21 protein-coding genes are annotated in these 25,752 nt (G+C 67.2%); 6 read left to right on the top strand and 15 right to left on the bottom strand.

The window, feature by feature from the left end:
• Positions 1-75: 75 nt before the first annotated feature.
• Positions 76-2,244 carry a SulP family inorganic anion transporter gene (locus BM397_RS07650; protein WP_245696033.1) on the top strand — a complete coding sequence of 723 codons (2,169 nt, stop codon included), beginning with the start codon at positions 76-78 and terminating at the stop codon, positions 2,242-2,244.
• An 8-nt stretch (positions 2,245-2,252) separates the two neighbouring features.
• Here the strand turns inward: BM397_RS07650 and BM397_RS07655 are convergent, their stop codons facing one another.
• The 3 genes from BM397_RS07655 to BM397_RS07665 form a co-directional block, all read right to left on the bottom strand.
• Positions 2,253-3,239, bottom strand: coding sequence for an acetamidase/formamidase family protein (locus tag BM397_RS07655; RefSeq protein ID WP_092422623.1), 987 nt, complete (start codon positions 3,237-3,239; stop codon positions 2,253-2,255).
• A gap of 366 nt (positions 3,240-3,605) precedes the next feature.
• A complete protein-coding gene (locus tag BM397_RS07660) occupies positions 3,606-6,743 on the bottom strand; it encodes an efflux RND transporter permease subunit (protein ID WP_092422626.1) in 3,138 nt (1,045 codons plus the stop codon).
• 22 nt (positions 6,744-6,765) lie between these two features.
• Positions 6,766-7,926, bottom strand: a complete 1,161-nt coding sequence (locus BM397_RS07665; RefSeq protein WP_092422629.1) for an efflux RND transporter periplasmic adaptor subunit — start codon at positions 7,924-7,926, stop codon at positions 6,766-6,768.
• Between the two features lie 139 nt (positions 7,927-8,065).
• Between BM397_RS07665 and BM397_RS07670 the strand changes: the two genes are divergently transcribed.
• Positions 8,066-8,734 (top strand): TetR/AcrR family transcriptional regulator, encoded by a 669-nt coding sequence (locus BM397_RS07670; RefSeq protein ID WP_092422633.1) that lies wholly within the window; start codon positions 8,066-8,068, stop codon positions 8,732-8,734.
• Between the two features lie 3 nt (positions 8,735-8,737).
• Here the strand turns inward: BM397_RS07670 and hutC are convergent, their stop codons facing one another.
• The 10 genes from hutC to hutI all read right to left on the bottom strand — a co-directional run bounded on the left by hutC (position 8,738) and on the right by hutI (position 19,312).
• On the bottom strand, positions 8,738-9,466 hold the full coding sequence (gene hutC, locus BM397_RS07675) for a histidine utilization transcriptional repressor HutC (RefSeq protein ID WP_092422636.1): 729 nt from the start codon (positions 9,464-9,466) through the stop codon (positions 8,738-8,740).
• 11 nt (positions 9,467-9,477) lie between these two features.
• The gene (locus BM397_RS07680; RefSeq protein ID WP_092422639.1) at positions 9,478-10,269 is read right to left on the bottom strand and encodes an amino acid ABC transporter ATP-binding protein; all 792 of its coding nucleotides are present in this window, start codon (positions 10,267-10,269) and stop codon (positions 9,478-9,480) included.
• Positions 10,266-10,934 carry an amino acid ABC transporter permease gene (locus BM397_RS07685; RefSeq protein ID WP_092422642.1) on the bottom strand — a complete coding sequence of 223 codons (669 nt, stop codon included), beginning with the start codon at positions 10,932-10,934 and terminating at the stop codon, positions 10,266-10,268. The genes BM397_RS07680 and BM397_RS07685 overlap by 4 nt, the downstream gene beginning before the upstream one ends.
• Positions 10,934-11,578: an amino acid ABC transporter permease gene (locus BM397_RS07690; RefSeq protein WP_092422645.1), complete on the bottom strand. Its 645-nt coding sequence runs from the start codon at positions 11,576-11,578 to the stop codon at positions 10,934-10,936. Before BM397_RS07690 ends, BM397_RS07685 begins: the two co-directional genes overlap by 1 nt.
• 127 nt (positions 11,579-11,705) lie before the next feature.
• The gene (locus BM397_RS07695; protein WP_092422648.1) at positions 11,706-12,527 is read right to left on the bottom strand and encodes a transporter substrate-binding domain-containing protein; all 822 of its coding nucleotides are present in this window, start codon (positions 12,525-12,527) and stop codon (positions 11,706-11,708) included.
• Between the two features lie 184 nt (positions 12,528-12,711).
• A complete protein-coding gene (locus BM397_RS07700; protein WP_092422651.1) occupies positions 12,712-14,082 on the bottom strand; it encodes an FAD-binding oxidoreductase in 1,371 nt (456 codons plus the stop codon).
• Entirely contained in the window at positions 14,079-15,770 is a 1,692-nt protein-coding gene (gene hutU / locus BM397_RS07705; protein WP_092422654.1) for a urocanate hydratase, read from the bottom strand. The genes BM397_RS07700 and hutU overlap by 4 nt, the downstream gene beginning before the upstream one ends.
• A 25-nt stretch (positions 15,771-15,795) precedes the next feature.
• A complete protein-coding gene (gene hutG / locus BM397_RS07710; RefSeq protein ID WP_092422658.1) occupies positions 15,796-16,596 on the bottom strand; it encodes an N-formylglutamate deformylase in 801 nt (266 codons plus the stop codon).
• Positions 16,593-18,110, bottom strand: a complete 1,518-nt coding sequence (gene hutH / locus BM397_RS07715; protein WP_092422661.1) for a histidine ammonia-lyase — start codon at positions 18,108-18,110, stop codon at positions 16,593-16,595. Before hutH ends, hutG begins: the two co-directional genes overlap by 4 nt.
• Positions 18,107-19,312 carry an imidazolonepropionase gene (hutI, locus tag BM397_RS07720; protein WP_092422664.1) on the bottom strand — a complete coding sequence of 402 codons (1,206 nt, stop codon included), beginning with the start codon at positions 19,310-19,312 and terminating at the stop codon, positions 18,107-18,109. Before hutI ends, hutH begins: the two co-directional genes overlap by 4 nt.
• 346 nt (positions 19,313-19,658) lie before the next feature.
• On the opposite strand from hutI, the gene BM397_RS07725 reads away from it, so the two are divergent.
• From BM397_RS07725 to BM397_RS07735, 3 genes are all read left to right on the top strand, one after another.
• Complete coding sequence (locus BM397_RS07725; RefSeq protein WP_092422667.1) at positions 19,659-21,011, top strand: LLM class flavin-dependent oxidoreductase; 1,353 nt, start codon at positions 19,659-19,661, stop codon at positions 21,009-21,011.
• Positions 21,012-21,188: 177 nt separating this feature from the next.
• A complete protein-coding gene (locus BM397_RS07730; RefSeq protein ID WP_092422669.1) occupies positions 21,189-22,229 on the top strand; it encodes an AI-2E family transporter in 1,041 nt (346 codons plus the stop codon).
• A 174-nt stretch (positions 22,230-22,403) separates the two neighbouring features.
• A complete protein-coding gene (locus BM397_RS07735) occupies positions 22,404-23,237 on the top strand; it encodes a bestrophin-like domain (protein ID WP_092422672.1) in 834 nt (277 codons plus the stop codon).
• 22 nt (positions 23,238-23,259) lie between these two features.
• Here BM397_RS07735 and BM397_RS07740 read toward each other — a convergent pair whose 3' ends face one another.
• Positions 23,260-23,658, bottom strand: a complete 399-nt coding sequence (locus BM397_RS07740; RefSeq protein WP_092422675.1) for a cupin domain-containing protein — start codon at positions 23,656-23,658, stop codon at positions 23,260-23,262.
• A gap of 385 nt (positions 23,659-24,043) precedes the next feature.
• On the bottom strand, positions 24,044-25,039 hold the full coding sequence (locus tag BM397_RS07745) for a YihY/virulence factor BrkB family protein (protein ID WP_092422678.1): 996 nt from the start codon (positions 25,037-25,039) through the stop codon (positions 24,044-24,046).
• Between the two features lie 288 nt (positions 25,040-25,327).
• Here BM397_RS07745 and BM397_RS07750 point away from each other — a divergent pair, with 288 nt between their 5' ends.
• On the top strand, positions 25,328-25,747 hold the full coding sequence (locus tag BM397_RS07750; protein WP_092422681.1) for a hypothetical protein: 420 nt from the start codon (positions 25,328-25,330) through the stop codon (positions 25,745-25,747).
• Positions 25,748-25,752 lie beyond the last annotated feature (5 nt).

Consider the following 25,752-nt stretch of genomic DNA (forward strand, 5'->3'; position numbering starts at 1 on the left):
AAATTCTTGCACCGTGGAGGTTTGGAGGCAAAACTCCCCGAAGCGCCCGGGGAGGAGAGCGCCCATTTGACCAAAGTGATTGCCAAGGGGCCACCGTCGGCCCGCACCCGCCTGTCTCATGGCCTGAGCGTCTGCGTTGCACTTGTCGTGCTCGCCGTACTCTCGGTGTCCTTCGTGATCTCCTTCGCGGCGCTGGTCTATACCGGCCCGCTTTCGGACCAGCTGGGCAAGGGCATCGGGCTCGCGCTGCTCGGGGCCATCGCCATGCCGGTCATCGTCAGCACGCTCGGCTCGTTCCGGGGCGCGATCGCGCAACCACAGGACGTGCCGGCCGTGCTGCTGGCCGGTGCCGCGGGCGGGATCGCCGGCGTGCTCGGCACCGGCGAGGCCGCTTTTGCCACTGTCGCGACGCTGACCGCGCTCTCCTCGCTTGCCGCCGGCGCGGCGCTCTACCTGGCCGGGCACTTCCGGCTCGGAGCCCTGGCACGCTACCTGCCCTACCCGGTCATCGGGGGCTTTCTCTGCGCCACTGGGCTGCTGTTGCTGCTGGGGGCCCTGTCGATGCTGGTGAAACAGCAGGTCTCGGTCTGGCACCTGGCGCCGCTGCTGCAGCCGCGCGCCGCGCTGCACTGGGGACCGTGGCTGCTGTTCAGCATCTGCACCGTGGCCGCGGTCCGCACATCGCGGTCGGACTATGTGCTGCCCGCGCTGCTGGTGCTCGGGGCGGCGGGGTTCTACGCCGTGCTTTGGTTGCTGGGCCTAGATCTCGCCGCCGCCGAGCGCCTCGGGCTGCTACTCGGCCCCTTCACCGGATCGGGCTTTCTCGAGGGCGTGTCCCCGACGCTGCCGCTGCAGGCGCGCTGGGAACTGATCCTGATGCAGACACCGACCGTGATCGCCATCGCCGGCATGGCGGTACTCGGCGTGCTGATCAACGCCAGCGGCATCGAGATGGCGCTGTCGCGCGAGCTTGATCTGCAACGCGAGCTAAAGGCGACAGGCCTTGCAAATGCCGCCACCGGGATGACCGGCGGGCTCCCGGGCTACCATCTGATCGGAGAGACCCTGCTGGCCAGCAAGATGGGCCTCGAGGGGCGCAAGACCCCGGTCTGTATCGCGCTCGCCGCAGCGCTCACCCTGGTGTTCGGCGCCTCGGTGCTCTCGGCCTTCCCGGTCGGGCTCGCAGCATCCGTGGTGGCCTTCCTCGGCATCGACCTGCTCTACGACTGGCTCTGGCTGCGGCGCAGGCGGCTGCCGAAGGCGGACGTGGCAGTGATCCTCGCGATCCTGCTGACCGCCGCGACGGTGGGCTTTCTCCCAGCGCTCTGCGTCGGGCTTCTGGCGGCGGTGCTGCTGTTCACCGTCTCTTACGCCGGGGTCGAGGTGGTGCGGCTGCGCACCACCGGCGCGGCCCGCCGCTCCTCGGTCGAGCGCGGGCGCGAAGCGCAGGCCGCGCTGGCGGATGCCGGACGCGACACCGCGATCTACGAGCTCGAAGGCTTTCTCTTCTTCGGCACCGCGAACCGCCTGCTGGACCAGATCAGGGCCGAGTTCGACGGTGACACCCCGCCGAAGCGCATCGTGCTGGACTTTGCCCGGGTCACCGGCGTCGACAGTTCGGCGGCCTTTGCCATCGCCCGCATCGCCGAGGCCAGCGCGCTGCACCGCGCCGAGCTCCTGCTCTGCGCCCTGCCTGAGGCCGGCCACCGCCTCTTCGAGGCCCTGGGGCCCTTGCCCGGCGCGGAGCTTCACGACACGCTCGACGACGCGCTGCTGACGCTCGAAACCCGGCTTCTCGGGGGCTCGGCAGAGCACGCCTCTGATAGCCTGCTGGACAGCATGCGCGCGCAGTTCCCCGATCTCGACGTCACCCGCTTCACCGAGGTTTTGCCCGTGCCACGAGGTGCCTGCCTGATCCCGGCGGGCAGTTGTTCGACCGAGGTCTATCAGCTGCTGAGTGGTCAGCTGCGAGCCGAGATCGACGGTTCCGACGGGCGGGCCCGCGTCGTTGCCCGGCTGCTACCCGGGGCGCTGGTCGGCGAGATCGCCTACTACGCCGAGGTGCCGCGCACCGCCGCCGTGCTCGCCGATGCCGACAGCACGGTCCTGCGGATCGACCCGGAGCGCATCCCGCACGGCGACCAGGGACGCGCGGCGGCTGCGCTGCTGCACCGAACCGTGGCCGAAAACCTCGCGCGGCGGTTGATGCGCATGACCCAGCTCTTCCGCGACGCCGGAGTTTAGGCCGGAGTTTAGGTCAGCGTTCGGGCCCGGGGCGCGAGGTTGCCCGTCTCGAGGATCGACTTGCGCAGGCGCCCGTGCACGCCCTTCTCCTGATTCACCGACTGGGTGATGGCGAAATCCGCCGCCAGCGAGCAGAGCTGGTAGGCCTCGGTCTCGCTGATCCCGACCCGCTCGCGGATCATCGCGATCATCTGGCGCAGGGCGATCTGCAGCGCCGTGTCGAGGCTGGCGTGAAAGCCCATGGAGATCAGTTCCGCCTCGGTCTCTGCCCGCGGGTGATCGATTCCCGTCGTGCCCGCCTTCAGCAGGTCGAACCGGAAGGTCCCGGTCAGCGCCGTCTCCAGCGCGGTGATGCAGACCTCGCCGTCACCCTGGCAGCCATGCCCGTCACCGCAGGAGAACAGCGCCCCCTCGGTCTGCACCGGCAGGTAGAGCGTCGCCCCCTCGGTCAGCAATTTGAGATCCATGTTGCCCCCGTGCAGCCGTGGCTGGATCGAGGTGATCTCGCCCCACTCCGGGGCCGGGGCAACGCCCATCACCCCGAAGAACGGCGCGAGCGGCAGCGTCGCGCCCCAGGGCAGGCGACAGGTTTTTGCGTCACGGTCGATGGGGATCAGCGAGACGGCTTGCTGCGACACGGGGAACTCGCCGGGCAAGGTACCGGACGCCGGGCGCACGAGGTTGAAGCCCCAGTCGGCGCCAAGCTCGACGCGCTCGATCTCGACCTTCAGCACATCCCCCGGCATCGCCCCCTCGATCGCCACCGGGCCGGTCAGCAGATGGGCGACGCGCGGAAGACCGGCGGCGAGGATCTCTCGCAGTTCCGGGGCGACGGTCATGCCCGAGCCCTCGGCCGGCAACAGCTCTTCGCGCCCCGAGAAGGTCTGGATGGTCACGCGGTCACCGGACGCCACGGTCATCACCGGCGGCAGCTCTGACCAGAACCGCCCCCAGTGGACGGTCTGCGGGGTGGCGGCGAGGTGATGATGGGTCATGTCGACGGGCTCCGGGTTGAGACGGGCGCAGCTTCGCGGCGCGGAGACGGAAGGTAAAGCGTCCAGTGGCGGTCCCGCTCTCGCCGCCGGACTTAAGGCGAAGGTGCCGGTTGGGTGTGCGTTCCAAGTGGCGCCATCGGTGCAAGCCCGATGGGCGGCGGCGTCCCGGCGGGCAGGCACTTTGTCTCCGGGTTCCGACCCTTTCGGCTGCTCTCCTCCGGCGGGCATGAAGCGAAGCCCTCGCACAAGGCCGCGCCATTCCACGGGCCAGCGCGCGCCCGGCTCACCTCTCGCAGATCCCGCGCCTCCCCAAAGAAAAAGAGCGGACCCGTAGGCCCGCTCTCTCAACTCTCAGCTTTGCCGTGATCAGCTGGCCATTTCCGCTCTCTTGGCGGCCAGCTCGCGCTCCTTCTTGCGGCCGAAGACCTTCATCACCACGACGAAGAACAGCGGCACGAAGAGCACGCCCAGCACGGTGCCGGTGATCGTCCCGCCGAGCACCGCCGAGCCCACCGCCTGACGGCCGCCGGCGCCCGCGCCCGAGGACAGCACCAGCGGCACCACCCCCAGCGAGAAGGCCAGCGAGGTCATGATGATGGGACGGAAGCGCTGACGCGCCGCCTCCTTCACCGCGACCAGCAGCGGCTCGCCATTCTCCTCGTAGCGTTCCCGGGCAAATTCCACGATCAGGATCGCGTTCTTGCCCGTCAGACCGATCACGGTCAGCAGGCCGACCTGGAAGAAGACGCCGTTCTCGAAGCCGAAGAAATAGGCCGCGCCCATGGTGCCCAGCACGCCGATCGGCATCGCCAGCATCACCGAGAAGGGGATCGTCCAGCTCTCGTAGAGCGCCGCGAGGCAGAGGAAGATCGCCGCCAGCGACAGGCCGTAGAGCAGGCCCGCAGAGCCGCCGGAATCGCGCTCTTCCAGCGACAGGCCGGTCCAGGCGATCTGGTAGCCCGGCGGAAGTTGCGAGGCGAGCTTCTCGATCTCGGCCATGGCCTCGCCGGTGGTCACGCCCGGCACCGGCGAGCCCTGGATCTGCATCGACGGAATCCCGTTGTAGCGGTTCAGGCCCTGCGGACCGTAGGTCCAGCTCTCCTTGGTGAAGTTGGCAAAGGGCACCAGGTCGCCCGAGGCGTTGCGCACGCGCCACTTCTCGAGGTCCGACGGCGTCGCACGGCTGTCCGGCTCGCCCTGCACGTAAACCCGCTTGATCCGGCCGTTGTCGTTGAAGTCGTTCACGTACTGACCAGCCCAGGCGATGGACAGCGTGTTGCCGACGTTGGTCGGGGTCACGCCCATTGCGCCGGCGGCACGCCAGTCGATGTCGAGCTTGAACTGCGCCGCATCCTCCAGTCCCGAGGGCCGGATCGAGGCGATCAGCGGGCTCTGCGAGGCCATGCCCAAGAGCTGGTTGCGCGCGTTGAGCAGTTGCTCATGCGTCTGCCCGCCCTGCGCCTGCAGGTAGAAGTCGAAGCCCGAGACGTTGCCCAGCTCGATCACCGCCGGCGGCACGATCGGGAAGACCATGGCGTCGCGGATGCCCATGAAGGCCGGGAAGGCGCGTCCCGCCACCGCCTGCACGCTCTGCGCGGGCGACGGGCGTTCCTCCCAGTCCTTCATCCGCACGAAGGCGAGACCCATGTTCTGACCCTGCCCGGCAAAGGAGAAGCCGACGACGCCGAACATGGAATCCACTGCCTCGGTTTCCGTTGCGAAGTGGTCCTGCACCTGCTCGACCACGTCGAGCGTGCGCTCGGCGGTGGCCCCGGTCGGCGCCTGGATGAGGGTCATCAGGATGCCCTGGTCCTCATCCGGCAGGAAACCGGTCGGCGTGCTGTTGAACAGGAACACCATGGCGTAGCCGAGCGCGCCGTAGACCACCAGCATGCGCAGCGGGCGCTTGATGATGTGGCCCACGGTGCCGGCGTAGCCGCCGGTCAGCTTGTCGAACCCCTTGTTGAACCAGCCCAGCGGACCACGGCTCGTGTGATGCGCGTCCTTGGACTTGAGGATGGTGGCACAGAGTGCCGGTGTCAGGGTCAGCGCGACCAGCACCGACAGGCCCATGGCCGAGACGATGGTGATCGAGAACTGCCGGTAGATGATCCCGGTCGAGCCCCCAAAGAAGGCCATGGGCACGAACACCGCCGACAGCACCAGCGCGATGCCGACGAGCGCCCCGGTGATCTGGCCCATGGACTTGCGGGTTGCTTCGCGGGGGCCGAGGCCCTCTTCTTCCATGATCCGCTCGACGTTCTCCACGACCACGATGGCGTCGTCGACGAGTAGGCCGATGGCCAGCACCATGGCGAGCATGGTCAGCGTGTTGATGGTGAAGCCCGCCATGGCGAGGATCGCGAAGGTGCCGAGGATGACCACGGGCACCGCCAGCGTCGGGATGATCGTCGCGCGGATGTTCTGCAGGAACAGGAACATCACCAGGAACACCAGCACGATGGCTTCCATCAGCGTCTTCTGCACCTCGTGGATCGAGATCTCGATGAACGGGGTGGTGTCATAGGGGATGACGTAGCTCACGCCCTCGGGGAAGAATTCGGCGACTTCGGCGATGCGTTCCTTCACCCGCTCGGCGGTGTCGAGCGCGTTTGCGCCCGAGGCGAGCTGCAGCGCCATGCCCGAGGAGGGCTTGCCGTTGTAGCGCGCGATGGTCGAGTAGTTCTCGGCCCCGACCTCGACCCGCGCCACGTCTTTGAGCAGCACGAGACCGCCATCGGTTTCCGAGCGCAGCACGATGTTGCGGAAATCCTCGGGGGTGCTGAGCAACGACTGCGCGGTGATCGTGGCGTTGAGCTGCTGACCCTCGGGGGCGGGCAGCGTGCCGAAGGCACCGGCCGAGATCTGCGCGTTCTGTGCCGAGACCGCGCTGACCACGTCCGAGGGGGTCATCTCGAAGGCAGAGAGCTTGGACGGGTCGAGCCAGATCCGCATCGCATATTGCGCGCCGAAGACCTGTGCCCCGCCGACGCCCTCGATCCGGCTGAACTCGTCCACGAGGTTCGAGTTCAGGTAGTCCGAGAGGTCGGCCTGGTCCATGCGGCCGTCATCCGAGATCAGGCCGATCACCATCATGAAGGACGAGGAGGCCTTTTCCACGGTGACGCCCTGGCGCTGCACCGTCTCGGGCAGCAGCGCCGTCGCCTGTGACAGCTTGTTCTGCACCTGGACCTGCGCCACGTCCGGATCGGTGCCGGACTCGAAGGTCAGGGTGATCGAGGCGGTGCCCGCCGAGGTCGACGACGACGACATATAGCGCATGCCGTCGAGCCCGGTCATCTGCTGCTCGACGATCTGGGTGACCGTATTGGCCACCGTCTCGGCCGAGGCGCCGGGGTACTGCGCGCTGATCCGCACCGAGGGCGGTGCGATCTCTGGGTATTGCGCGATGGGAAGGTTGAGGATCGAGAGCACCCCGATCCCCATGATGAGGATCGAAATCACCCAGGCAAAGACCGGACGGTCGATGAAAAAGCGTGCCATTGTCAGGTTCCTTGCGTCGGGCTCACTCGGTGGCCGCGGCGGTTTCTTCGGTTCCGGCAGCCGCGCGTTCCTCCGGCGCAACGGTCTGACCCTCGGCGATCTTCTGCAGGCCGGCCACGACCACGCGGTCCCCGGCCTGGAGCCCTTCGCTCACCACCCACTGGTTGCCCTGGTCGCTCTCGATGGTCAGCTGGCGGGTCTCGACGACGTTCTCGGCGTTGACAACCATGGCCATCGGACGGCCGCGGCGGTCGCGGCTGACGCCTTCCTGCGGCACCAGGATGGCGCCGTAGACCGAACCCTGCGGCAGCTCGACCTGCACGTACATGCCGGGCAGCAGCAGGTGGTCTTCGTTGGGGAATTCGAGACGCAGCACGACCACGCCGGTCTGCTCGTTCACATGCGGCTCGGCGGCGGCAAGACGGCCCGTGTGCTCGTAGAGCTCGCCGTCGGCGAGGCGCAGGCTCACTTCCGCCTCGCTCTCACGCGCGGCGGCCTGGCCGCTGCGGCGCCAGCGCAGCATCTCGGCGGCGGATTGCGTCACGTCGACGTTCACCGTGTCGATGGCGCGGATCGTGGTCAGCGCGGTGGCCTGGCCGGAGGTGACCAGCGCGCCCTGCGTCGCGTCCGACAGGCCCACGACGCCCGACAGCGGCGCACGGATGGTGGTCCGCTCGAGGTCGATGTCCGAGGACAGCAGCTGCGCCTCGGCCACTTTCACCGCTGCTTCGGCCACGTCACGCGCCGCCAGAGCGTCGTCCAGAGACTGCTGGCTGCTCACCGAACGCTCGCGCAGTTCCTGCTGGCGGGTCAGTTCGCGTTCCGCCGAGGCGAGCTGCGCCTGTGCCTGAGCGAGACCGGCTTCCGCCGAGGCCTTGGCCGCCTCGTAGGTGGCCGGGTCGATGCGGTAGAGCGGATCGCCACGGTTCACCGTGGTGCCCTCTTCGAAAAGCCGCTCGTTGATGATGCCGCTCACCTGCGGCCGCACCTCCGCCACGCCCGACGCCTGCACCCGGCCCGGCAGCTTGGCGGTCAGCGTTACGTCTGCGGATTGCAGCGTCACGACAGTCACGGGCTGCGGCGGTTGCTCGCCCCCCTGCTGCGCAGCCGCAGCTGTGGCGACGGTCAGTGCCGCGATCAGGGCGAATGGCCGCAGCAGTGCGGAGGCGGGTCGGATCGGCATGGGAGGGCTCCGGAAACAGCAATAAGGTGCATCTTGCACAAAAGTCCTGAATCGCGATAAGGAAACGCAATGGTTTTGTAAAGCGCCGAGATGTACCAGCGTTACGATTTAGATACCGCCCTGTGACCCAAGGACACCAATGACCGATTCTGCCCAGTCCGACGACGCCCAGACCCCGCCCCGCCGCCGCGGGCGACCGGTGCAAATGGATCACAAGACGCGGGAAGAACTGGTCCTGTCCACCGCGACGCAGATGATCGCCGAGCGCGGGCTTGAGGAGGCTTCGGTCGCTGCCATCGCCCGGCAGGTGCACATGTCGAAACGCACGATCTACACAATGTTCGACAGCCGCGAGGCGCTGCTCGGGGCCTGTTTCGCCCGTATCGGGCAGCGGATTTTCCGCAGCCGCGACACCGAGAACCTAGACGCGCCGCTCGAGGAGCGGCTGCGCCACCTTCTGACGCTGAACGAGGAACCGACGCTGAACGAGGCCCCGCTGGAGCTGTTGCGCGCGGTGATCACCTCGGCGCCCACTTACCCGAAGCTCGCCTGCAGCATCCTCGAGAGCGGCGCGCTTGCCCTGCGCAACCACATTGCCCGCGAGCTCTCCGAGGCGGTGGAAAAGGGGGAACTGGCGCTTGATCCCGCGGATTGCGACTCCGCCGCCGAGATGCTGATGGACATGTGCCTCGGCAACGGCATCCACAAGCTTCTGGACCCGGAGCGCTTCTGCTCGTCGCCGGAGCTGCGCGCGATACGGCGCGACCGTGCGATCACCCTGTTCCTTGACGGCGCCCGACCGCGCTGAAGCTCAGGTCAACGACGGCGTGAACCGCGCGCTCAGCCGGTTGGCCGCGCCCGGATAGGTCAGCCGCACCTCGGTCACTGTCTCGCCCTGCCGCCAGGTGCGACGCTCCATCACCAGGCACGGCGTGCCTGCCGTGAGATCGAGCAGCCTCGCCACGCGCGCCGAGGCGCCGACCGCGGCAATGGTATGCTCGGCTTCGCTCCACGGGATGTGGCGCAGCAGCCAGACCCCCGGCGCCAGCTCGGCAAAGCTCTCGCCGCGTGCCGCGGGCGCGACCTCGAGGTTGATCACCCGGTCCTCGAGGCAGAAAGGCGCCTCGTCGGCATAGTGAAGGCAGGTAAGCGCCAGCACCTCGCTGCCCACCTCGATTCCCAGCTCCCCGGCCTCGCCGGGCGCGGCCTTGCGCAGCACCCTCTCAACCACCTCGTGGCGGTAGGTGCCACCCTGCGCGGTCACCTCGTCCTTGATGTCCTTGATCTCCAGAACCGCGTTCTGGCTCTGCTGCGGCATCACGATGGAGCCGGTCTTGCGCCGCCGCAGCACCAGCCCGGCATTGGCGAGCTGGGTCATCACCTTGTTCACGGTCATCCGCGAACAACCGTATTCCGTCCGCAGCTCCTGCTCGGTCGGGATGCGGTGTCCGGGCGGCCAGGCGCCGGAGAGGATCTTGCCCTCGAGGTCGCTGCGGATGCGATCGTGCAGCGACGCTCTGGGGGCGGTCTCCTTGCTCATGCCGCCCTCCGTCAGACCAGCGTCGAGGCGCCGCGGTCGAGATAGGTGTCGAGGAACTGCTCGAGGCGCGGGTGACGCGGCTTGGCAAAGACCTTGGACGGCGCATCGGTGAACAGCAGCTTGCCTTGATCAAGGAAGCTGATCTGGTTGCCAACGGTGGCGGCAAAGCCGATCTCGTGGGTCACCACGACCATGGTCATCCCCTCGGAGGCGAGCCCGCGCATCACGTTCAGCACCTCGCCGGTCAACTCCGGATCGAGCGCCGAGGTCGGCTCGTCGAAGAGCATGATCTTCGGCTCCAGCGCCAACGAGCGGGCAATCGCCACGCGCTGCTGCTGGCCGCCCGAAAGCTGGCTCGGATAGTGCCCGGCGCGGTTCTCCAGCCCGACCTTGCGCAGCTGCACCATTGCCTTTTCCTCGGCCTCGGCCTTGCTCATCCTGCGCACCCGGCGCAGCGCCGCAGAAACGTTGCCGAGCGCGGTCATGTGGGGCCACAGGTTGAACTGCTGGAACACCATGCCGATCTGCGAGCGGACCTTGCGCAGGTCGGTCGCGCTCTGGCGCTGGCGCTTGCCGGCGCCGTCGTAGACGAAACCGAGCGGCGCGCCCTCGATGAAGATCGAGCCGTCGGTGGCCTCTTCGAGGAAGGCCATGCAGCGCAACAGCGTCGACTTGCCCGAGCCCGAGGGGCCGATCAGGCAGGACACCTGCCCGCGCGGGATTTCCAGCGAGATGTCGTCGAGAACCGTCGTCTCGCCGAAACGTTTCACCAGATGCTGAACGGAGATCGCGTTGTCGCTCATGCCTTGGCCAGCCTGTATCTTGAGAGTTTCTTTTCAGCAAAGCGCCCCAGCACGCCCGCCAATTCGACCAGCACCCAGTAAACGAGCGCGATGAGCACCATGGCCTCGACGAAGGCATATTCCTGCGAGCCGATGGCGCTGGCGGTCATCGTCATCTCGGGGACCGTGATGAGCGAAAGCAGCGCCGTTTCCTTCAGCAGGATGATCGCCATGTTGACCGAGGGCGGGATCACCAGCAGCGCCATCTCGGGCAGCAGGATGTTGCGGATGATCTGGATGCGCGTAAAGCCGAGGCATTCCGCCGCCTCGACATGGCCCGGCGGCACCGACTGGTAGCCCGCCCGGAAGATCTCGGCGAAATAGGCCGCGCCGTAGATGCTCAGTGCCAGCAGACCCGCCGGCAGCGCATCCAGCGACAGGCCGATGTAGGGACCGCCGAAGTAGAGCAGGAAGAGCTGCACGAGGAAGGGCGTGCCGCGGATCACCTCGATCGGTACGGTCAGCGCCTTGTCGACGATGACGCCGCCATAGCGCCGCGCGGTGGCGACGATGAAGCCGATCAGCGCCGCGGCGAGCGTGCCTACCACCCAGACGAAGACCGTCATGGCGATGCCGGAGACGAGCGCGTCCTGCTTCGACAGGATGACGTTGAAATCGAAGCCCATCACTTGCCTCCCACGCCGGGCAGGCGGCGTTCAAGCTGGCGGCCCGCGGTGGCCACCACGAGGTTGATCACCAGGTAGATGAGCCCGGCGCTGGCGTAGATTTCCAGCGGCATGAAGGTCGAGGCGACGAGGTTCTGCGCCATGCGCGTCAGCTCGATCAGGCCGACGACCGAGACGAGCGACGAGGCCTTGAGGATCAGGATCGCTTCGTTGATCAGCGCCGGCAGGGTCAGCCGCAGGGCGATCGGCACGCGGATGTGGAAGAAGGTCTGCACCGGGGTGAAGCCCGCCATGTCGGCGCTTTCCACAAGGCCCGTGGGCACCCCTTCGAAGCCACCGCGCAGGTTCTCCGCCTGGTAGGCGGCGGTGCAGATCGAAAGGCCGATGATCGCGGTCACCAGCGAGGGGATCTGCACGCCGATCACCGGCAGCAGGTTGTAGAGCAGCAGGAGCTGCACCAGCAGCGGCGTGCCGCGGAAGAAGGAGATGAAGAATTTCGCGAACCATTGCAGCGGGCGGATGCCCGACAGGTTCGCCGCCGACAGCAGGATCGCCAGAACGAGGCCGATCAGGATCGAGACGGTGCTGACGAAGATCGTCATCAGCGAGGCCTCGAGCAGCAGGTTGAAGAGTTTCCAGCTCATATTCCGGGAATGGCCTCGGGCTTGGCGTCTGTGGCGGGGGAGAAAAATGCCGGCGGTGGTCCCGCGGGACCGGCCGCCGGCCAGGCCGAAAGGGCCGGCCCGGGTGAACGGACCGGCAGGGATTGGCTTAGATGTTGGGCTCGGTCACCGCGTCGGGCGTCTCGAAGGTCTGGCCGAACCACTTCTGCTGCATCTCGCCGAGACGGCCGTCGGCCTTCATCTTCAGCAGGGCCGCATCGATCGCATCCATCAGCGAGGCGTGGTCGTCGTCCTTCAGGCCCGGGAAGCCGAAGTAGGTCTTGGTGCCGAAGGGCGCGACCACCTCGAAGATCTCGGGGCGCTGCTGCGCCACGAAGGCGATGTTCGGCAGCGAGTTGGCGACACCGGCGATGCGGCCGGCGGCGAGGTCGGCGTAGGCCTCGTTGAACGAAACGTAGTCCTTGGTTTCCGGTGCCGGGTCGAGCGTCTCGCCGAAGGCTTCGAGCTGTGCGAGCTGCGCGGTGGCGTGGCCGGAGCCGATGACCTTGCCGGCGATGTCCTCGGGCTTGGTGATCGAGTCGTCCTTGGCCGACTTCAGCAGGGCAACGGTGGCCTCGGCGATCGGCGGGGTGAAGCGGTAGCGCTCCATGCGGGCGGCGGTGATGGTTGCGGGGCCCGCGACCACGTCGAACTGACCGGCTTCGAGGCCCGGCAGGACGCCGGCCCAGTCGAGGGTGATCCACTCGATCTCGACGCCCAGTTCCTCACCGATGGCGGCGAAGACATCCATGTTGAGGCCGACGTGCTCGCCCGCGTCGATGTAGTCGAACGGAGCGAAGGCGGTCTCGGTGCCGACCTTCATGACGCCGGCTTCCTTGATCCGGGCGAGCGCGTCCTGCGCCTGGGCCGCTGCGGCCCCACCCATCAGAAGCGCGGCACCCGCGAGTGCGGAGATGACTTTGTTGCGCATATCCAGTAGTCTCCCTGTTGTCGGTCCCTGCCGCCTTTCGGGCCGGGTTCCGATTTTGACTAGACAAAAAGGGACCACCTCGGCCCTTTGTGTCAATCCCTCCTGACACGCCCTCTCATGCGGCTTTGTGACAGGCAAGTTCAAACGCCCAAAAATCAAGCACGTGGCGCAAGGTCACGACCTGCTAGAGATCGAAGATTTTTCCCGGGTTCATCAGATTCGCCGGATCCACAGCGCGCTTGAGCACCTTCATCAGCTCCAGACCTGCGCCGTGCTCGGCCTCCAAGTAGCTCTTCTTGCCCAGCCCCACGCCATGCTCGCCGGTGGCGGTGCCGCCCAGGGCGATGGCGCGTTCGACCAGACGGCCGTGCGCCGCCTGCACCCGCGCCTTCTCCGCGGCATCCTCCTCATCGAAGAGCATCACCAGGTGAAAGTTGCCGTCCCCCACGTGGCCATGCATCGGCGCGATGATCCCCTCGGCATCAAGGTCCGCGCTGGTCTCGGCGAGGATGCGCGGCAGTTCCGAGACCGGCACGCAGACATCCGTCGACAGCGACTTGCAGCCTGGCCGCAGCCCGCGCGCGGCGTAGAGTGCCGAATGGCGCAGCGCCCAAACCTTGCTGTAGTCCTCGGGCGTCGCGACCGGATGCAGCTCTGCGCCATTCTCAGAAGCCAGCTCGTCGAAAGTATCTCGATCGGTGTCAACCTGTTGCTCGGACCCCGCGAGATCGACAAGCAGCGTCGGCTGCTCGGGCAGCTCCGTCTTGTTGTAGGCATTGATCGCCTTGACCTGCAAGGCGTCCATCAGCTCGATGCGGTTGAGGCAGAGCCCGAACTGCAGCGCCTCGACCACGGTCTGCGTCGCCGCCTCGATGCTGGGGAAACTGTAGAGTCCGGCCTTCGACGCCTCGGGGATGCCGGTCAGGCGCAGCGTAAGCTCGGTGATGATACCCAGTGTGCCCTCGGCCCCAATGAAGAGATGCGTAAGGTCATAGCCCGACGAGGATTTCCGTGCCCGCCCGCCGGTGCGGACGATCTGCCCGTCCGGCAGCACCACGGTCAGCCCCATCACCAGATCCGCCATGGTGCCATGGCGCACGGTCATCGTGCCCGAGGCCCGGGTCGAGGCCATGCCGCCGAGCGTTGCGTGCGCGCCGATGTCGATGGGCAGGAAGAGGCCCGTCGCCCGCAGCTCCTCGTTCAGCGCCTGCCGGGTGAGCCCGGTCTGCACGGTGCAATCCATGTCCTCGGGGCTGACGCGCAGCAGCTTGGCCATCTGCGAGAGATCGATGCAGAGCCCGCCTTGGGTGGCGTTCACCTGCCCCTCGATGCAGCTGCCCGCGCCGAAGGGCACGATCGGGCAGCCATGGGCGGCGCAGAGCTTGACCGCCTGCGCCACCTCCTCGGTGGTTCGCGCCATGAACACCGCGTCAGGCAGGGCCGCCGGGTGCCAGCTGTCCCCTGCCCCGTGCTGGGCACGGACCGCCTCGCCGCGCTCGATACGGCCCGGAAAGGCGGCTTCAAGGTCGGCGAAGGCGGTCTCGTGTCGTGTCACCCCAGGATCCCCGGCAGGTTGAGTTGATGCTCGCGGGCACAGTCGAGAGCGATCTCGTAGCCCGCATCCGCGTGCCGCATAACGCCTGTCGCCGGGTCATTCCAGAGCACGCGCGCCAGACGCTTGTCCGCCGCCTCGGTGCCGTCACAGCAGATCACCATGCCGGAGTGCTGCGAGAAGCCCATGCCGACGCCGCCGCCGTGGTGCAGCGACACCCAAGTCGCGCCCGAGGCGGTGTTCAGCAGCGCGTTCAGGAGCGGCCAGTCCGACACGGCGTCCGAGCCGTCCTTCATCGCTTCGGTCTCGCGGTTCGGCGAGGCCACCGAGCCGCTGTCGAGGTGGTCGCGGCCGATGACGATCGGCGCCTTCAGCTCGCCGTTGCGGACCATCTCGTTGAACGCGAGGCCCAGCTTGTGGCGCAGCCCGAGGCCGACCCAGCAGATCCGCGCCGGCAGGCCCTGGAACTCGATGCGCTCGCGCGCCATGTCGAGCCAGTTGTGCAGGTGCGGATCGTCGATCAGCTCCTTCACCTTCTGGTCGGTCTTGTAGATGTCCTCGGGATCGCCCGAAAGCGCCGCCCAGCGGAACGGGCCGACACCGCGGCAGAAGAGCGGGCGGATGTAGGCGGGCACGAAGCCGGGGAAGGCGAAGGCCTCCTCGAGCCCCTCTTCCAGCGCCATCTGGCGGATGTTGTTGCCGTAATCCAGCGTCGGTACACCGGCGTTCCAGAAGTCGACCATCGCCGCGACGTGGTCGCGCATGGAAGCTTTCGCCGCCTTGGTGACGCCCTTGGGATCGCTCTCCTGCTTTTCGCGCCACTCGGCGACGCTCCAGCCCTTCGGCAGGTAGCCATGCACCGGGTCATGCGCCGAGGTCTGGTCGGTCACGATGTCCGGACGCCCGTTCGGCATCGGCTCGCCCGCCTTCATGCGGCGCACCAGCTCGGGGAAGACGTCGGCGGCATTGGCGATCAGCGCCACGGATTTCGCCTCGCCCGCCTTGGTCCAGCGGTCGATCATCTCGAGCGCCTCGTCCAGCGAATGGGTCTTCTCGTCGCAATAGCGGGTGCGGATGCGGAAGTCGGCGCGGGTCTCGTCGCATTCCACGGCAAGACAGCAGGCCCCGGCCATCACCGCCGCCAGCGGCTGCGCGCCGCCCATGCCGCCAAGGCCGCCGGTCAGGATCCACTTGCCCTTGAGGTTGCCGTCATAGTGCTGGCGGCCCGCTTCGACGAAGGTTTCATAGGTGCCCTGCACGATGCCCTGGGCGCCGATGTAGATCCAGGAGCCCGCTGTCATCTGGCCGTACATCGCCAGACCCTTCTTATCGAGCTCGTTGAAATGGTCCCAGTTCGCCCAATGCGGCACGAGGTTGGAGTTGGCGATCAGCACGCGCGGCGCGTCGGGATGGGTGCGGAACACGCCCACGGGCTTGCCCGACTGCACCAGCAGGGTCTCGTCTTCTTCCAGCTTCTTCAGCGAGTCGACGATGCGGTCGAAGTCTTCCCATGTGCGGGCGGCGCGGCCGATGCCGCCGTAGACCACCAGCTCGTGCGGGTTCTCGGCGACGTCGGGGTGCAGGTTGTTCATCAGCATCCGCATCGGCGCTTCGGTGAGCCAGCTTTTCGCGGTGATCTCGGTGCCGGTCGCGGGGAAGACGTCGCGCAGGTTGTGGCGGGGGTTGGTCATCTGGGGGCCTCCTCGTTGGGCAGGGTTATTTGGCAAGCGCGGGCGCAAGCGCCTCGATCCGCTGCAGCAGTTCGGCAAGGTGGACCCGCAGTTTCGCGGCCTTGCTCTGGTCATAGGCATAGGGGGCCACCTCGCTCTCGAGGTGGGTGTCCTGCGCCAGCTCCATCTGGATGGCGTGGAAGCCCTCGTCGGGGCGGCCGTAGTTGCGCGTGGTCCAGCCGCCGGTGAAGCGGCCGTTGAGCACCGAGGTGTAGCCCCCGGCGGCGGCGCAGACCTCGGCGGTGGCGGTCTCGATCGACGGATCGCAGGTCGTGCCCTTGCCGGTGCCGATGTTGAAATCGGGCAGCTTGCCCTCGAAGAGGAAGGGGATGTGCGAGCGGATCGAGTGGCAATCGTAGAGGATCGCCACGCCGTGTTTCGCCCGCACCCGCTCCAGCTCGGCCTGCAGCGCCGCGTGGTAGGGCGCGTGGAAAGCCTCGCGGCGGGCGGCGATCTCGGCCTCACCCGGCTCCTCGGTCCAGATCGGCGTGCCGTCGAAGTCCGTGAGCGGCACCAGCCCGGTGGTGTTCTGCCCCGGGTAGAGGCTAGCGCCGTCGGGCGGGCGGTTGGCGTCGATCACGTAGCGATGGAAGGTGGCGCGCACCATGGTCGCACCGGGCAGCAACCCCTCGTAAAGCGTGTGGATGTGCCAGTCGGTGTCGCTCAGCTCCTTGCCGCGCGGAGTGAGCTTGTCGAAGATCTCGTCCGGCAGGTAGGTGCCGGTGTGGGGCAGGCCAAGGACGACCGGGCTGTCGCCCCGGGTGACCGTGACGGGTTCGTTTCTCACAGCGCTTCCTCCAGTCCTGCGGCCGCCAGCAACTCGCCTTCGCGCACCAGCGCGGCGCCCTTTTCCAGATCCGGCGCAAGGTAGCGATCGTTCTCCAGCGGCGCGACATGCTCGCGGATCTTCGCGACCACCCGTGCCAGACGGTGCGAGGTCTTGAGCGGCGCGCGGAAATCCACGCCCTGCGCGGCACAAAGCGCCTCGACCCCGAGGATCACCGACAGGTTGCGGTTCATCAGCCCGAGCCGGCGCGCGCCATGGGCGGCCATGGAGACGTGGTCCTCCTGGTTGGCCGAGGTCGGCGTGCTGTCGGTCGAGCAGGGATTGGCGAGGTGCTTGTTCTCGGACATCAGCGCCGCGGTGGTCACCTCGGCGATCATGTAACCCGAGTTCAGCCCCGGCGCGGGCGTCAGGAAAGGCGGAAGGTCGTGGTTCATCGCAGGATCGACCATCAGCGCCACGCGGCGCTGCGCGATTGCGCCGATTTCCGAGAGCGCCAGTGCGATCTGATCGGCGGCAAAAGCCACCGGCTCGGCGTGGAAGTTGCCGCCCGAGACGATGTTGCCCGGCCCCAGCACCAGCGGGTTGTCGGTGACCGCGTTGGCCTCGATCTCCAGCGTCGTCGCGGCGTAGCGCAGCAGGTCGATCGCCGCGCCGGCCACCTGCGGCTGGCAGCGGATGCAATAAGGGTCCTGCACGCGGGTGTCGCCCTCGCGGTGGCTCTCGCGGATCTCCGAGCCGTCCATCAGCTCACGGATGCCCGCAGCGACTTCGATCTGCCCGCGGTGGCCGCGCAGCGTGTGGATCTCGGCGCGGGTCGGCGCGGTGGAGCCCATGATCGCATCGGTGGTGAGGCTGGCGGTGACGATCGAAGTCTGCGCATTGCGCCAGCCCTCGAAGAGCCCGACCAGCGCCAGCGCGGTCGAGAACTGCGTGCCGTTGATCAGCGCGAGGCCTTCCTTGGGCCCCAGCACCACCGGCTCCAGCCCGGCCTTGGCCAGCGCCTCTGCACCGTGCAGCACCTCGCCCTCGAATTCCGCCTGACCTGCGCCAAGCAGCACCGCGGTCATATGTGCCAGCGGCGCGAGATCGCCCGAGGCACCGACCGAGCCCTGACAGGGAACGACCGGGGTGACGCCCTTGTCGAGCATCGCTTCCAGCAGCTCGACCGTCTGCACCTGCACGCCAGAGGCGCCGCGCCCGAGGCTGAGCAGCTTGAGCGCCATCATCAGGCGCGTGGTGGCGCGGGGCAGCGGCTCGCCGACGCCGCAGCAATGCGACAGGATCAGGTTGCGTTGCAGCGTCGCCGTGTCCTCAGGCGCAATCTTGATCGAGGCGAGCTTGCCGAAGCCGGTGTTGACGCCGTAGATCGCCTCGGAGCCGGCGGCGGCATCCGCGACAACCTTCGCCGAGGCGGCAATGGCCGGGCGCGCCGCGTCGTCGAGACGGGCCGGCGCGTCGGTCCGCCAGAGCTGTTCGAGCTGCGCCAGCGTGGCGGTGCCGGGGGTGAGGATCATGCTTGGCCTCCAAAGATACGGGCATGAAGCGGGTTGAACCCGATGCGATAGGACAGCTCTGCAGGGCTGCTCGTGTTCCAGATGTTGAGATCGGCGCGCTGGCCCGCGACGATCCGGCCCCGGTCGCTGAAGCCCAGCGCCTTGGCGGCGTTCACCGTCACCCCGCGCAGCGCCTCTTCCGGCGTCATGCGGAAGAGCGTGCAGCCCATGTTCATGGTCAGCAGCAGCGAGGTCAGCGGCGAGGTGCCGGGGTTGGCGTCGGTTGAGAGCGCCATGGGCACGTTGTGTTGGCGGAAGGCCGCGACGGGCGGAGCCTGCGTCTCGTGGATGGCATAGAAGGCGCCGGGCAGCAGCACGGCGACCATACCCGCCTCGGCCATGGCCTCGGCATCGGCCTCGGTGGCGTATTCCACATGATCGGCCGAAAGCGCGCCGTACTTGGCCGCCAGCTGAATGCCGCCCTGATGCGACAGCTGCTCGGCGTGCAGCTTGACCGGCAGGCCGAGCTTTTGTGCTTCGGCAAAGACCGGCTCCATCTCGGTGGCGGAAAAAGCAATACCCTCGCAAAAGCCGTCAACCGCATCGACCAGCCCCTCGGCATGGGCCGCGCGCAGGGTCGGCAGGCAGACCTGCGCGATGTACTCGGCCTTTGTCCCCTGCCACTCGGGCGGCAGCGCGTGCGCGCCGAGGAAGGTGGTCACCACGTTGACAGGCCGCAGATCGGCGAGCTTGCGCGCGACGCGCAACAGGCGCAGCTCGGTCTCCCGGTCCAGCCCGTAGCCGGACTTGATCTCAACCGTGGTCACCCCCTCGGCCAGCAGGGCATCGAGCCGCGGCAGGGACTGCGCGATCAGCGCGCCCTCGTCCGCGTCGCGCGTGTGGCGCACCGTCGAGGCGATACCGCCTCCGGCGCGGGCGATTTCCTCGTAGCTGGCGCCCTCTAGGCGCATCTCGAACTCGCGGGCACGCGAGCCTCCGTAGACGAGGTGGGTGTGGCAATCGGTCAGCGCGGGGGTCACCAGACGCCCCTCGAGCTCGGTCACGTCCCAATGCGCGTAGGCCTCGGGCAGGTCGGCCAGGGGGCCGACCCAGGCGATGGTGTCACCGTCGATCGCCACGGCTCCACCTTCAAGCAGCCCGTAACCCTTGTCGCCCTCCAGCGTCACCAGGGTTCCGCCGCGCAGCACCTGTTGCTTTGTCATCTCGATTCTCCCGGTCGTTGCGCCTTTATGTCTATACAATTAGAGAGCTGTCAATCGAGCCGTCGGGATAACCCGCGCGCGGGCATTCAAATGCCTACCCAACAGGCGCAACGGGAGCAGAGTGAGCGCCTGCCCGACGGATGGCGCTACAACATCTGAGGCATTCGTTTTGTCTCGGCCAAAATCGGGCTCGATCGTTCCGTTGCACGAAGGTGGCAAAGCCCCAGCGCTCCAGCACCCTCAATCACTTTAGAAAAACTAAACTAATGCGCAGCCCTGCCCCGCTTGTCCAAAGGGCACCCAAGCGACATTCTCGCTGCATCTTTCGCTCGCCAGAGGACTCCCCATGTCGCGCCCCGACCAGCTCAAACTCGGTACTTTCGTTTATACCTTCGGCTTCCACCCGGCGGCCTGGATGCATCCCGGCAGCGACGTGCATGGCGCCAACGACCTGTCGCACCTGAAGAAAGTCGCGCAGATTTCCGAGGCGGCCAAGCTCGACTTCATGTTCTTTGCCGACAGCCCGGCGGCGGCCATCGGCGATCCCGCTGCACTCGCGCGCCAACCCACCAAGATGAACCGCTTCGAGCCGATCACCGCGATCACAGCGCTTTCGCAGCACACCGAGAAGCTGGGCTTCGTCGCCACCGCCTCGACCTCCTACTACGAACCCTACAACATCGCGCGGCTCTTCGCCTCGGCCGATCACATGTCGGGCGGGCGGATGTGCTGGAACGTTGTGACCTCGGACCATGACGAGACCGGCTACAACTACAACCGCGAAGGGCTGCCGCCGCATGCCGAGCGCTACGAGCGCTGCGAGGAATTCGTCGATGTGGTCTTCGGTCTCTGGGACAGCTACGAGCCCGACGCCCTGCTGCTCGACCGCGAGAGCGGCATCTACCACGACCAGCACAAGGTCCACGAGCTGAACCACCACGGCAAGCACTTCCAGGTGCGCGGCCCGCTGAACATCGCCCGCACCCCGCAGGGACGCCCGGTGATCGCCCAGGCGGGCGGGTCGGAGCCCGGCATGGAACTGGCCGCCCGCACCGCCGAGATGGTCTTCTCGCTGGCCTCCAACATCGACAAGAACCGCGCCTTCTACGCCAACGTGAAGGGCCGTATGGCCAAATACGGGCGGCACGAGGACGATCTGAAGATCATGCCCGGCATTGTCATCAACGTCGGTGAGACCGAGGAAGAGGCCGAGGCAAAGGCGCAGCAGCTGGTGGATCTCATGCACCCCGACGTCGGCTTGCTGATGCTGCAGGAATTCCTCGAGGCCGACCTGCGCGGCGTCGATCTCGACAAGCCCTTCCCGATGGAGCGCATGCCGGAGAAAGCGAAGGGCTCGAAGGCGCTCTTCGACGAGCTGAAGGAGTTCGTGACCCAAGGCCACACCATGCGCGAGCTGATCACGCACTATGCCCGCCGCCACACCGGCAACGGGCTGACCGGCACGCCCACGCAGATCGCCGATTTCATGCAGGAATGGTTCGAGACCCGCGCCGCCGACGGCTTCATCCTGATGTTCCCGACGCTGCCCAGCTCGCTCGAGGATTTCACCCGGCTGGTGGTGCCCGAGCTGCGCCGCCGCGGCCTTTTCCGCGAGGAGTACGAGGCGGACACCCTGCGCGGCAACCTCGGCATTTCCGAGCCCGGCAACCGCTACACGCTGGCCCGCGCGGCAGAATAAGTCGCACCCCTGCTGGCAGAGGTATCGGAACCTAGATGAAGGCCGGGCGGAGCGGACAGATTTGTCCCTTCGCCCGGCTGACACAAATGGGCTTGGCCGGCACAGGGCACGGCGCGGGAACAAATTCCGCATTTCGAAGTTGAGGGCCATGATCCCTCATTTGAGACTGCCCATTTCATGAACCGTCCCACCCAAGCCGACCCCGTGCTCCGCGTCAGCGCCGCGATCCTGGCGGGGCTGGCCCTGCTGGTCTGCCTCAAGCTTGCCCAGAACATCTTTGCCCCGCTGATGCTGGCGGTGATCGTCGGCATCATCTTCTCGCCCGTGGCGGACAGGATGGAAAAACTGCGCCTGCCGCGCGGGCTCGTGGCCATCATCCTGATCGTGCTGATCTTCTTCCTCATCGCCTCTCTGGCTTTTCTCGCGGAGCCCTATATCACCGCGGCCATCGACCGGATCCCGACGGTGAAATACGAGATCCGCAAGTTCCTGTTCGAATACCGCGACCTGATCCGCGGCATCGATGAGGTCGAGCAGGCGCTCGGCGCCGCGCAGAAGAAGGCCGAGGAGGGCTCGGGCATGCCGAGCGTGACCGACGCGCTCTATCTCGCGCCGGTCATCATCGCCCAGGCGCTGGTGTTCTTCGGCGGGCTGTTCTTCTTCCTGCTGACGCGCTGGAACATCTACAGCTGGATGGCGCATCGCATCGGCGACAACACCACCACCGCCGCGATCCTCGACCGTTTCTGCGCCGCCGAGAATTCCGTGGCACGCTACTTCGCGACAATCTCGCTGATCAATATCGGGCTCGGCTTCGCGGTGACCGGCGGACTGATGGCCATCGGCATGCCGGCGGCACCGATCTGGGGCATCGCGGCCGCGCTGCTGAACTACGTGCTCTACGTCGGGCCGGCGGCGATGGTGGCAGGACTGCTGCTCAATGGGCTGGTCGCCTTTGACGGGCTGATGAGCTTTGCGCCCGCGGCGGTCTACCTCACGCTCAACATGTGCGAGGCACAGTTCGTCACCCCGGGACTGGTGGGCAAGCACGTTCAGATCAACCCCTTCCTGATCTTCGTCTCGCTGGTGTTCTGGCTGTGGCTCTGGGGCCCGATCGGCGGCATCGTTGCGATCCCGACGACGGTGATCGTGCTGCACCTCTTCGACATCATCGGCGAGGGGCGCAAATCCCCGGCGAGCCGCCGCCCGGCGGCCTGATCCCGCGCGTCCGGGGCGTTCTGCGCCCCGGCGGTTCCACGGCAGCGTGACACAAGAAACTCTTTGCGAAAACGCCCGGATAGGAGATCATTGCCCCGGCAGGAGTTCCGCGGAGCACCCGACATTTCCGACTCGGCGGACCCTGCGCGGTTTTCAGGAGGTGAGGGTTTTCCGGTGTCCATTGCATCCCATTCGATCCCCTTCGGGCTGGTCGCCCTGATCTTCCTTCTGGCGCTGCCGATCTGCGCCTTTGCCGGCTTCCGCTTCGGCAGCCTCGAGTTGACCCGCAATCCCGCGCGCTTCGTCGAGGGCAAGCTGCCGGGCGAGGCTTCGCTCGGTGCGCTGCTGGCGCTGCTGGGCCTGCTGCTCGGCTTCACCTTCAGCGCCACGCTGAACTGGCGCGAGGCCAGCGTCTCGGCGGTGGTCGAGGAGGCCGCGGCGCTCGGCACGGCCTTCCTGCGCGCCGACCTGCTGCCCGACGCCGAGGGACGGCCGCTGCAGCAGGCGCTGCTCGACTACGGACGCACCCGCATCGTGCCCCCCGGCTATCGGCCTACCCGCGAGAACATCGACGCCTTCGTGGCAAAGAGTACCGAGGCCCAGGCGTCGCTCTGGCCCGCCACGATGGCAGCGCTCACCCCCGAGGTACCCGCGCCCGTCGCCACCTTTGTGGCGGGCGGAATAACCGAGGTGCTCGATGCGCACAGCCGCCGCGTCGCCGCCGCGTCGAAAAGCATCACCTCGGGCATCTGGATGCTGCTGACCTTCGCCGCCGGCTCCGGCGTCTTCATCATCGGCAACCGTGCCGCGCTGCAGGGCCGCAGGCTGAGCTGGCGCACGATGGTCTTTTCGGTGGTGCTGACCGCCGTGCTGGTGACCATCGAGGATCTCAGCCGGGCCTCCGACGGCTTCTCCATCGTGCCGCAGACGCCGTTGATCGCCGCCGTCGCCGACATGGAAGCCGCGCTCGGCACGGCTGCGCTGGCCAGCGCCGCACCGCAGCCCTGAGCGCGCCTCCATCGACCGGCGTTCAGCCCGGAACCAGCGCCTCGAGTTCCGGCAGCAGGGCCACGCTTTCCTGCTCGTTGGGATCGGTCCGCGCGATCACCGCCACGGCGGGCGCCTCTCCATCGTTGAGCGGCAGATGCGGTGTGTCGGCGGGAATGTAGATCAGATCCCCGGCCGCGACCTCCATCACATTCTCCAGCCGCGCGCCCCAATACATCCGGGCGGTGCCAGACAAGACGTAGATCGCCGTTTCATGGGACTCGTGCTTGTGCGCCCGGGCGCGACCACCCGGCGGGATGGTCAGCAGGTGCATGCAGATGCCCTGACTGCCGACTGTCTCCCTTGCGATACCCTCGAAGTAGTCGAACCCCTGCTTGCCCGAATAAGTGCCCCCGGGGCGGAGCTTGACGCAATCAGCCATCGGAAAGACCCTCCCGTCGATACCGGTCTGCCAAAGCGAGGGTACGCCAGCCGCGGCGCTGCGACAAACGAAAGCGCCCCCCCTGCCCAGCGGGCCCAGGTTCCACAGCCGCGCGACGCAGACCTGTCCGGATGCCATGGACCGCGTGACGGACCTGCGGATCGGTGCCTGCCGCGCAGCGCTGAGGCGCGGAATGGGCGCTCAAGGCGGGGTGGCAGGGTGCTGAATGGGAAAAGGCTCCACCTCGGGGAAAGGTGGAGCCTTTAAACGATCCGGGCCACACGAGGGAAGTCGGGACAGGGTTGCAACCCGGGATCAGGGACTGGACCGTCGGTACGTCCTTGAGCTTCCAACACCCGAACGAACGGATGGTTCCCGCAATTCATCAAATTTTTTCAGAAACTTCTTCGACCCCGTCGGAGGCCTCGGCACGGGCCCGCTCGGCCTCTGCCTTTTCCGCCGCGCGGCGGGCGGTGAGCACCCTCAAAAGTTCGGTGTTGAGCTGCGCCCCGAGCAGTGTCACCAGCGCGCTGACATAGAACCACAGCAGCAGGGCGACCACCGCGCCGAGCGATCCGTAGACCTCATTCAGCCGGTCGAAGTTGCGCACGTAGCTGGCAAGGGCAAAGGAGCCGATGGCCCAGGCGATCACCGCGATGGCGGCGCCCGGCGTCAGCCAGGGCATGCGCGCGTGTCGGCGGTTCGGTCCGAAGCGGTAGACCAGCGCCACCGCAAGGTAGACCACGCAGAGCAGCACGATCCACTTCGCACCCTCGACCGCGATCTCCACCCCTGCGGGCAGGTGCAGGAAGGCCATGCCCGCAGGAATCACCACCACCGCGGCGAAGGCGAGCAGCGCCACCAGCACCAGCAGCGCGGTCATGCCGTAGGCGACCAGCACCCGGCGCACCGGATTCATCCGGTGTGGCGCCTCGGTGACCGCGTTGAGCCCCCGGATCAGCGCCGCGACCGAAGCCCGTGCCGACCAGATCGCCAGCACGATAGAGGCGATCGAGGCCCATTGCAGCGTCGAGCGGTTGGTCGAGATCAGCTGGGTGATCTGCGCGTCGATGAGCTGGTAGGCAGTCTCCGGGACCACATCGGTGAGCAGTTCCATCTGCTCGGCTATGGCGATCGGATCGGCCCAATAGCCCCAGATGGCGATGACCGCAGCCATGGCGGGAAAGATCGACAGGAAGGCATAGAATGCCACACCGGCCGCGATGAGCCCGAGATTGCGCTCGTCCATGCGCTGCCAGGTCCGCCACAGCGCGTGCAGCCAGCCGCGCACCCCGACATGGCGCAGGTGCAGGCGGTCCTCTTCGGTGGAGCGCGTCGCCGAACCGGATTCCGCGACGTCCTTGGGGGAAGCTTCGGGCATGTCCTCATCCTTCGCGGAACCAAACCTGACGTCAATGCACGTCATAAGTGCCAAAGTCGCCTTTTCAAGCCCTTGTAAACCCTTCATTACGACTTCGGCCATACGGTCGGTGAAAATCGTTAGCGAGTTCCTCCTTTGCCCAGTCGCACCTCCCCGGGCGCGGCGCCGGACCACGTGTGGTCAGCGGCGTCTGCCATGTCGCTCTGCCTTCTTCTACTCCTTTTGCTGTCTTCGCTTCTCCTGTCTGCACGAAGCGCCGCGGCCAAGGAGTTGCAGCAGCCAGCCCTCATGTCGTCCAGCGGCAACATTCCGAAGCTGCTGGTGATCCGCGATGATCCCGGGGGGCGGCTACGCCCCCGCCTGCAGCTGGTCAGCGACCTGCGTGACCAGCAGACCCGGGTCGAGTTCCGCGGCCGTTACTGCAACTCCTCCTGCACCCTCCTGCTCGGGGTCGAGGATGTCTGCGTTTCGCCGCGCACCCGCTTCGGCTTTCACGGCCCGCACTACCTCGATCGCCCGATCCCCGAGGAGCGTTTCGAATACTGGTCGCAGCGCATGGCCGACGCCTATCCGCCGCGCCTGCGCGGCTGGTTCATGTCGACCGCCCGCTACAGGGGCGCCGTGCCGATCACGCTCACCGGGGCGCAGCTGATCAAGATGGGCTTTGCCCGCTGCCCCAAGGGAACCGGCACGACCACCACGCGTTGACCATC

Origin of the sequence: Alloyangia pacifica, from assembly GCF_900116195.1 — a bacterium.
GTDB classification, from domain to species: domain Bacteria; phylum Pseudomonadota; class Alphaproteobacteria; order Rhodobacterales; family Rhodobacteraceae; genus Salipiger; species Salipiger pacificus.